Source organism: Nocardioides sp. (assembly GCF_051876515.1).
Classification (GTDB): Bacteria; Actinomycetota; Actinomycetes; order Propionibacteriales; family Nocardioidaceae; genus Nocardioides.
On record NZ_JBJEHY010000209.1, the window covers coordinates 1 to 8,145 of the forward strand.

8 protein-coding genes and 1 pseudogene are annotated in these 8,145 nt (G+C 72.4%); all 9 read left to right on the top strand.

Features of this window, described 5'->3' with window-relative positions; genetic code table 11:
• Nucleotides 1-1,635, top strand: a pseudogene (locus ACI379_RS15130) (hypothetical protein); the annotation flags it as partial.
• A gap of 49 nt (nucleotides 1,636-1,684) precedes the next feature.
• Nucleotides 1,685-2,050 (top strand): YbaB/EbfC family nucleoid-associated protein, encoded by a 366-nt coding sequence (locus ACI379_RS15135; protein ID WP_439792938.1) that lies wholly within the window; start codon nucleotides 1,685-1,687, stop codon nucleotides 2,048-2,050.
• 4 nt (nucleotides 2,051-2,054) lie between these two features.
• A complete protein-coding gene (recR, locus tag ACI379_RS15140) occupies nucleotides 2,055-2,654 on the top strand; it encodes a recombination mediator RecR (protein ID WP_439792939.1) in 600 nt (199 codons plus the stop codon).
• Nucleotides 2,655-2,816: 162 nt separating this feature from the next.
• The gene (locus ACI379_RS15145) at nucleotides 2,817-4,088 is read left to right on the top strand and encodes an aspartate kinase (RefSeq protein ID WP_439792940.1); all 1,272 of its coding nucleotides are present in this window, start codon (nucleotides 2,817-2,819) and stop codon (nucleotides 4,086-4,088) included.
• Nucleotides 4,085-5,134, top strand: a complete 1,050-nt coding sequence (locus tag ACI379_RS15150; RefSeq protein ID WP_439792941.1) for an aspartate-semialdehyde dehydrogenase — start codon at nucleotides 4,085-4,087, stop codon at nucleotides 5,132-5,134. The genes ACI379_RS15145 and ACI379_RS15150 overlap by 4 nt, the downstream gene beginning before the upstream one ends.
• Before the next feature lie 547 nt (nucleotides 5,135-5,681).
• On the top strand, nucleotides 5,682-6,077 hold the full coding sequence (locus ACI379_RS15155; RefSeq protein ID WP_439792942.1) for a type II secretion system protein: 396 nt from the start codon (nucleotides 5,682-5,684) through the stop codon (nucleotides 6,075-6,077).
• Between the two features lie 90 nt (nucleotides 6,078-6,167).
• Nucleotides 6,168-6,725 carry a prepilin-type N-terminal cleavage/methylation domain-containing protein gene (locus ACI379_RS15160; RefSeq protein WP_439792943.1) on the top strand — a complete coding sequence of 186 codons (558 nt, stop codon included), beginning with the start codon at nucleotides 6,168-6,170 and terminating at the stop codon, nucleotides 6,723-6,725.
• Nucleotides 6,722-7,312: a PulJ/GspJ family protein gene (locus tag ACI379_RS15165; RefSeq protein ID WP_439792944.1), complete on the top strand. Its 591-nt coding sequence runs from the start codon at nucleotides 6,722-6,724 to the stop codon at nucleotides 7,310-7,312. Before ACI379_RS15160 ends, ACI379_RS15165 begins: the two co-directional genes overlap by 4 nt.
• Nucleotides 7,313-7,327: 15 nt before the next feature.
• On the top strand, nucleotides 7,328-8,145 hold an 818-nt coding region (locus ACI379_RS15170), incomplete at its 3' end, for a pilus assembly PilX N-terminal domain-containing protein (RefSeq protein WP_439792945.1).

Genomic DNA, 8,145 nt, shown 5'->3' on the forward strand with positions numbered 1-8,145 from the left:
AGCCTGCTCGACGAGATCGTCGACGCGTTCGCCTCGCGCGACGGTGCCGCCGTGTTCGGTGTGGTCGACAAGGTGATCGAGACCGGCCAGGACCCGCGACGCTTCACCGAGGACCTGCTGCGCCGGCTCCGCGACCTCGTCATCGTCGCCGCGGTGCCCGACGCCCCGGCCTCCGGACTGATCGACGTGCCGCAGGACGCCGGCGAGCGGCTGGTCGCCCAAGCGGCCCGCTTCGGCGGTGTCGAGCTGAGCCGTGCCGCCGACATCATCGCGGCCGGCCTCACCGAGATGCGGGGCGCCACGGCGCCGCGCCTGCTGCTCGAGCTGCTCTGCGCGCGCGTGCTGCTGCCCGGCGCCGACAACACCAGCGACGGTGTGATGGCACGGCTGGACCGCCTCGAGCGCCGCATGGAGATGCCCGGTGGGCTCTCCGCCCCGTCCGCCCCGGCCGCCCGGCCGCACGGCGTCGAGTCCGTGCGCCCGGAGGCGGCCCGTCCCGAGGCCGGACGTCCCGAGTCCACGCGACCCGCGCCCGCGCAGGAAGCTCCGGCCCACCCGCAGGCTGGCCCCGTCCAGGCGGCACCCACTCCTCCGCCGGTCGAGCCCGCCCGCAGCGAGCCTCCCCGCACCGAGCCTCCCCGCCGGGAGGCCCCGCAGATCCAGCCGCCGCGTCCCGCGGACCCGGACGGGCCCGTGCCGCCGCCGAGCTTCGGCGACCCCGGAGCAGCGGCGCCGCCCTCGTGGGACGACGCCCCGGTGCGCCCGCCGTCGTTCGACGACCCGACACCGCCGCCGGACTTCGGAGCGCCGGTGCCGCCCGTCGCCTCCGCCGACCCGGTCCCGCCCGCCCCGGTCCCCGCAGCCCCGCAGCAGTCGGCGCCCGCCGGGGCGTACGACCAGGGGCCGGCCCAGCAGAGCCCCGGACAGCAGGCCCAGCCTGCCGCCGACGCGACGCCCGCCCCGACGCTGAGCCTGGTCGACGTACGGCGCCTGTGGCCCGACGTCCTCGACGCGGTCAAGAGCCGTCGCCGGCTGGCGTGGATGATCCTCACCCAGAACGCCCAGGTCGTCGACGCGGACTCCCGCACCCTCACGCTCGGCTTCTCCAACGCCGGTGCCCGCGACTCGTTCGTCGGCGGCGGCTGCGACGAGATCCTCCGCGACGCCGCGATCGACGTGGTCGGCGTCCAGTGGAAGATTGACACCCTCGTCGACCCCAGCGCCCGGCCGTCCGGCGAGCCCGTGGTGACGCGTGCCGCCCAGTCGCACCAGCCCAGCCAGGCGTACGACGCCCCGCCCACGGACCAGTGGTCGCCGCCGGCGCCGGATCAGTCGTCAGGACCCGCGCCCGACTGGAGCCAGCAGCCGGAGTCCGGTCAGGCCGCACCGGCTGAGCCCGCGGCTCCGCCCGCACCCCCGTCGTCGAGCTCGGAGTCGGGCGGGATCGCGGTGGCCCGCGAGGCGCTGTCGCAGATCCAGGCCGGGGGAGCGACCCAGGAGGCCGAGGAGGTCCGCTCCGCCGACGACGACGCGCACCCCGACGACACCGTCCTCGACTCCGGCGGTCTCGACTCCACGGCACTGCTCGAGCAGACCCTCGGCGCCCAGGTCATCGACGAGATCGAGCACACCTGAGTCGGCCGCCCGACCGACGCACCACCCACCCAGCCCACCAGGAGCACCGATGAGCCAGAACCCGTTCGACGCCCTCTCCGGCGGCGGCTTCGACATGAACGCCCTGCTCGAGCAGGCCCAGCAGATGCAGCAGCAGATCGCCGACGCGCAGGCCGGTCTGGCCAACAGCACCGTGACCGGCTCCGTCGCCGGCGGCGCGGTGACCGTGGACGTCAACGGTCTGGGCGAGCTGACCGGGGTCACCCTCTCCGAGGGGGCCGTCGAGTCGACCTCCGCCGAGGACCTGGCGGACCTGGGCGACCTGATCGTCGCCGCGTACCGCGACGCCCGCGCCAAGGCGGACGCGGCCGCCTCCGAGGCGATGGGGCCGCTGGCCGGCGGTGCCGGTCTCGACAGCTTCCCCGGTCTGGGCTGATCGCGTGTACGAAGGCGTCGTCCAGGACCTGATCGACGAGCTGGGCAGGCTGCCCGGCGTGGGTCCCAAGAGCGCGCAGCGGATCGCGTTCCACATCCTCCAGGCCGACCCGGCCGACGTGAAGCGCCTCTCCGACGTGCTCGTCGAGGTCAAGCAGAAGGTGAAGTTCTGCTCGATCTGCTTCAACGTCTCCGAGGACGAGCAGTGCCGGATCTGCCGCGACCCGCGTCGCGACGGCACCGTCCTGTGCGTCGTGGAGGAGTACAAGGACGTCGTCGCCATCGAACGCACCCGCGAGTTCCGCGGCCGGTACCACGTCCTCGGCGGGGCCATCTCGCCGATCGACGGCGTCGGCCCCGACCAGCTCAACATCCGCGAGCTGATGCCGCGCCTGGCCGACGGCACCGTCACCGAGGTCATCCTCGCGACCGACCCCAACCTTGAGGGCGAGGCGACCGCGACGTACCTCACCCGTCTGCTCTCGCCGATGGGGCTGCGCGTCACCCGGCTGGCGAGCGGCCTGCCCGTGGGCGGCGACCTCGAGTACGCCGACGAGGTCACGCTCGGGCGCGCGTTCGTGGGGCGCCGCTCCGCCGACGCCTGAGCCGTACGCGGCGCCCGGCCGCAGCCGTACGGCCGGCGTGTCCGCGCCCGTGAGATGTGGGGCGGGCCGCCACGGCCCGACACGTAGAATCGCCGGGGGCCGTCCGCGACGAGGCGGGCACGCCCCCGTCCATCACTCCAGCGAATCCCCCAAGGAATCATCGTGGGCATTGTCGTGCAGAAGTACGGCGGCTCCTCGCTCGCCGACGCCGACAGCATCAAGCGGGTCGCACGCCGCATCGTGGACAACAAGAAGGCCGGTCACGACGTCGTCGTGGCGGTCTCCGCGATGGGTGACACGACCGACGACCTCCTCGACCTGGCCAACGGCGTCTCGCCGCTGCCGCCGGCCCGGGAGATGGACATGCTGCTCACCGCCGGTGAGCGCATCTCGATGGCGCTGGTCGCCATGGCCATCTCCGACCTCGGCTACACGGCGCGGTCGTTCACCGGTTCGCAGGCCGGCGTGATCACGGACGACGTGCACGGCAAGGCCAAGATCATCGACGTGACGCCCGGCCGCATCACCTCCGCGCTCGAGGACGGCCACATCGTCATCGTCGCCGGGTTCCAGGGTGTCAGCCAGACGACCAAGGAGATCACCACGCTCGGTCGCGGCGGCACCGACACCACGGCCGTGGCCCTGGCCGCCGCGCTGCAGGCCGACGTGTGCGAGATCTACACCGACGTCGACGGCGTCTTCACCGCCGACCCCCGCGTGGTCCCGGCGGCGCGCAAGAAGGACAAGGTCTCCTTCGAGGAGATGCTCGAGCTGGCCGCGGCCGGCTCCAAGATCCTGCACCTGCGCTGCGTGGAGTACGGCCGCCGCTACAACATCCCGATCCACGTCCGCTCGTCGTTCAGTCAACTGCAAGGAACCTGGGTCGTGGACGACCCGACCGAGGGAGGCACCATGGAAGCCCCGATCATCGCCGGCGTCGCGCACGACACCAGCGAGGCCAAGATCACCGTCGTCGGCGTGCCCGACCAGGTCGGCGAGGCTGCCCGCATCTTCGACGCCCTCGCCGAGGCCCAGATCAACCTCGACATGATCGTCCAGAACGTCTCGGCCGCGGCGACCAGCCTCACCGACATCTCGTTCACGCTGCCCCGCACCGACGGTCAGACCGCCATGTCGGCGCTGTCCAAGCTGCAGGCCGAGGTCGGCTACGAGAAGCTCCTGTACGACGACAAGATCGGCAAGGTATCGCTGATCGGTGCGGGCATGCGCTCGCACCCCGGCATCACCTCGAAGTTCTTCGCCTCCCTGGCGGCCGCCGGCGTCAACATCGGCATGATCTCGACCTCGGAGATCCGTATCTCCGTCGTCGTCGACGAGTCCCAGGTCGACCAGGCCGTGCGCGCCACGCACACCGCCTTCGACCTGGACGCCGACGAGGTCGAGGCCGTCGTGTACGGAGGGACCGGCCGATGAGCTCCCGTCCCGTCAACATCGGCGTCGTCGGCGCGACCGGTCAGGTCGGCGTCGCGATGCGCCAGATCCTGCTCGAGCGCAACTTCCCCGTCGGCGAGGTCCGCTTCTTCGCCTCGGCCCGCTCGGCCGGCAAGGAGATCGCGTTCGGTGACCGTACGGTCGTCGTCGAGGACGCGGCCACCGCCGACCCGACCGGTCTCGACATCGCGCTGTTCTCGGCCGGGGCCACCACGTCCCGCGCCCAGGCGCAGCGGTTCGTCGACGCCGGCGTGATCGTCATCGACAACTCCTCGGCGTTCCGCAAGGACCCGGCGATCCCGCTGGTCGTCTCCGAGGTCAACGCCGAGGCGATGGACGACGTGATCGCCGCCCGCCGCGGCATCGTCGCCAACCCGAACTGCACCACGATGGCCGCGATGCCGGTCCTCAAGGTGCTGCACGACGCGGCCGGCCTCAAGCGCCTCGTGGTCTCGACGTACCAGGCCGTCTCCGGCTCCGGAGTCGCCGGCGTCGAGGCCCTGGCCGGCGGTGTCGAGGCCGCGGGTGACGCCCGCGGCCTGGCGTACGACGGCAGCGCCGTCCCGTTCGGTGACCCCGCCCCGTACGTGGAGACCATCGCGTACAACGTGCTGCCGCTGGCCGGCTCGATCGTCGACGACGGCCTCAACGAGACCGACGAGGAGCAGAAGCTCCGCAACGAGTCCCGCAAGATCCTCGGCATCCCCGAGCTCAAGGTGTCCGGCATCTGCGTCCGCGTGCCCGTGTTCAGCGGCCACTCGCTCGCCGTCAACGCCGAGTTCGACTCCGCCCTCACCCCCGACAAGGCCCGCGAGCTGCTCGCGGACGCCCCGGGCGTGACGCTCGAGGAGATCCCGACCCCGCGCAAGGCCGCCGGCCAGGACCCCTCGTACGTCGGTCGCATCCGCGCCGACGAGGGCGTCGACGGCGACCGCGGTCTGGCGCTCTTCATCAGCAACGACAACCTGCGCAAGGGCGCCGCCCTCAACACGGTGCAGATCGCGGAGATCGTCGCCAGCAAGCTCTGAGTCGTACCGCTCCTCAGCGAGGGCCGGATCCCACACGGGATCCGGCCCTCGCTGCGTTCGTGGGCCCTTGGGCCGCCGTGGGGCTCTGGCCGGGGGCCTCGGCCGGAGGGGCTTGGGCGGGTGTGCCTGCGGCCTGCGTACCCACGCGCGCCCGGCCATCTTGTCTCGCGCAGTTGCGGTCCGTTTCGCGACGGCATGCCGTACGGCCAGAGGGTGTAAACGCGCGTTACAAGAAGGGGGAGGGGAGGCGGTAGGGGTGGGCCATGTGTGGCGGCGGTCACATGGTCCTTTCGGGTGGTTTCGCATCTCGGGGGATGCGTTCCATACCGACGGTCTCCTACCGTCGGTATGTGTCCCTCGGGAGGACGGACACGCAGACGGTGGCACCAGGTGTCACCGGCCCTCTCTCGGGGCCCCTTCGATGACGTGGTCGTCGGGTGCGAGGCACGGCACGACCGTCAGGTCAGTGCGGGAGGTCGGCCACCCGGCCGAGCTCGTTGTCGCGCCCGTTCGGTGCGCGATTTCGACAACAGGGAGAGAGATCCACATGAAGGACCTGCTTGAGCGTCTGGCCAAGGCCCGCGCTGCCCGCGAGGAGAACCGCGAGTCCGGCTTCTCCATGATCGAGCTCATCGTCGTGATCGCGATCATCGGCATCCTGATCGCCGTCGCCATCCCGGTGTACGGCAACATCCAGCAGACCGCCAAGGACAACCAGCTCAAGAACGCCGCCGCGACCGAGTCGGCGAGGTTCGCTGCGTCGATCGCGACGGCAGGGGCGACGCCGGCGATTGCCACCGCGACTGACGACATCACGTTCGTGCTCGTGGCGCCGGCTTCTGCCGCGGCCGCGGACCTGACGAACTACTGCGTCCGGGCCGAGCCGGTCGCTTCTGGTGCCCTGAAGGACGGTGTTCCGGCCGAGTCCGGCCCTGGCTGCTGATAGACCGCCGCGACCCTGGCCGGCCCTCGCCCCCCGCGGGCCGGCCAGGTTCGCGGCTCTTGCTGCACCGTACCTGTGGAGGGAGGACACGTGGAGCGCACCGCGACCCGTACCGCCGACGACCGTCGGCTCCCGCGCCAACCCCTGGGCACACCCCTCCGACAGGAATCCCTCCGGCGCCCGGCCACTGCCCCGACCGGCCTGCCCCACGACCCGCAGGCCGGGCTGAGCCTGGTCGAGGTGATCGTGGCGATCTCCCTGCTGGGGATCTTCGCGATCGTCTTCGCCCCCGTGCTCTACCACGGTCTGGGCATCACCTCGAGCCAGGCGACGGTGGCGTACTCGGCCCAGCGGGCGTCCTCGTACATCGACGACGCCCGGGCCGCGACCGCAGCCTCGTCGTCGTGCGCGGCGCTGCTGGCCGCCACCTCTGGCGCCAGCCCGACGATCAGCACCGACCCGCGCCAGCAGCGGGTCAAGGTCAGCGGCGCCGTGCAGGGCTGCGAGACGACGCCCACCGTGCCGACCGCCGTCACGCTCACCGTCACCGCCTGCCGTCCCGCCGCCGCGTCCGCGGACACCGCGGCCTGCGCGTCGGGTGACCGGACGCTGACCGTGGTCAGCACCAAGATCCTGGTGCGGGGGTGAGCGCGGTGAGGACCCCGGCCGTACGCCCCCGCCGCCGCGACGAGCGCGGCGCGGTGCTCGTCGAGATGGTGATCGCCCTGGCCCTCACCTCGGGCGTGCTGGTGGTCGCCACGATGCTCTTCATCACCGGCCTGCGCGGCAACAGCCAGGTCACCTCCACGACCCAGGCGACGATGCAGGCCCAGGGCGTCGCGCAGGGGATCGAGCTGGCCGTCCGCAACGCCCGCCGCATCTCCCTCGAGAGCTGCGCGTCGGTCAACACCGACTGCACCAAGGTCACGGTGTGGACGACCCTCGGCGGAGACCGTACCTGCCAGGTCTGGACGGTCTCGACCGGCGCTGAGGGGACCGTCCAGACCGCCCGGGGCACGACGACCCCCGCAACCACCACCGCGTTCGGCACGGGGACCCCGGGAGCGACGCTCTCGTTCCCGTCGGCTGCGCTCAACGCCGGCGGCAAGGTCGTCGGCCTCTCGTACGTGGTCACGTACCCCTCCGACACCAAGCCCGTGCGCGTGAGCGGAACCGTCCGCAGCCGCACCCCCCGCGACACGACCTCGCCCACCACGTGCGGCCTGCCCGCCTGAGACGCAGGAGACGAGATGCTGAGACGACTTGACGAGTTCCTCCACCGGAGCTCCCGTGCCCACGACGAGCGCGGGGCCGCCATGCCGATCGTGGTGATGGTGGTCCTGGTCGGCTTCCTCGTCTCCAGCGCCATCGCCACCACGACCCTCGGCTCGGTGCGCCAGACCACGCACGGCCGCAGCAACGTGCAGGCGTTCGCCGCGGCCGAGGCGGGCCGCGACTCGATGGTCGCCGGCATCTCGCAGGCCGTTCCCTCGTGCCCGAGCAGCACCGGCACGATCACCGGAGCCAGCTGGTCGGTCGAGCTGTTCTACGTCCCCGGCACCACGCTGCCGAGCGGGACCACGTACGCCGCCGACGGGACCCCGCAGCCCGCCGCCGCCTGGACGCCCGTCACCTGCGACGGCCTCGCCGCCGCGGCGGCCGGTGACTACACGGTGGTCGTCGCGGCGACCGGCGTGGCCACCATCGACGGCACGACCCGCGTCCTCGACGCGGTCCACCCGTTCCACGTGGAGCCCCCGGACAACTCGATCGTGGGCACCGTCCAGGGGCCCTTCGTCCTCGGCAGCGCGGGCACCGGCAGCGTCGGCACCCCGGCCTGGTCGGGCGGTCCGCTGGTCATCTCAGGGCCTCCCGGGCAGACGAACTTCACCTGCGGCGGCACGCTGGCGCAGCCCACCGTCGTGGACGCGGACGTGTACCTCCTCAACGGCGACGCCGAGTTCCCCGGAGCCGGGTGCCACATCACCGGTGACCTGTACGTCCAGCGCGACATCAGCGTCTCCGGCCGCCCGTCGCTGGGCGGCGTCCTGGGCGGCGACAACCGGCA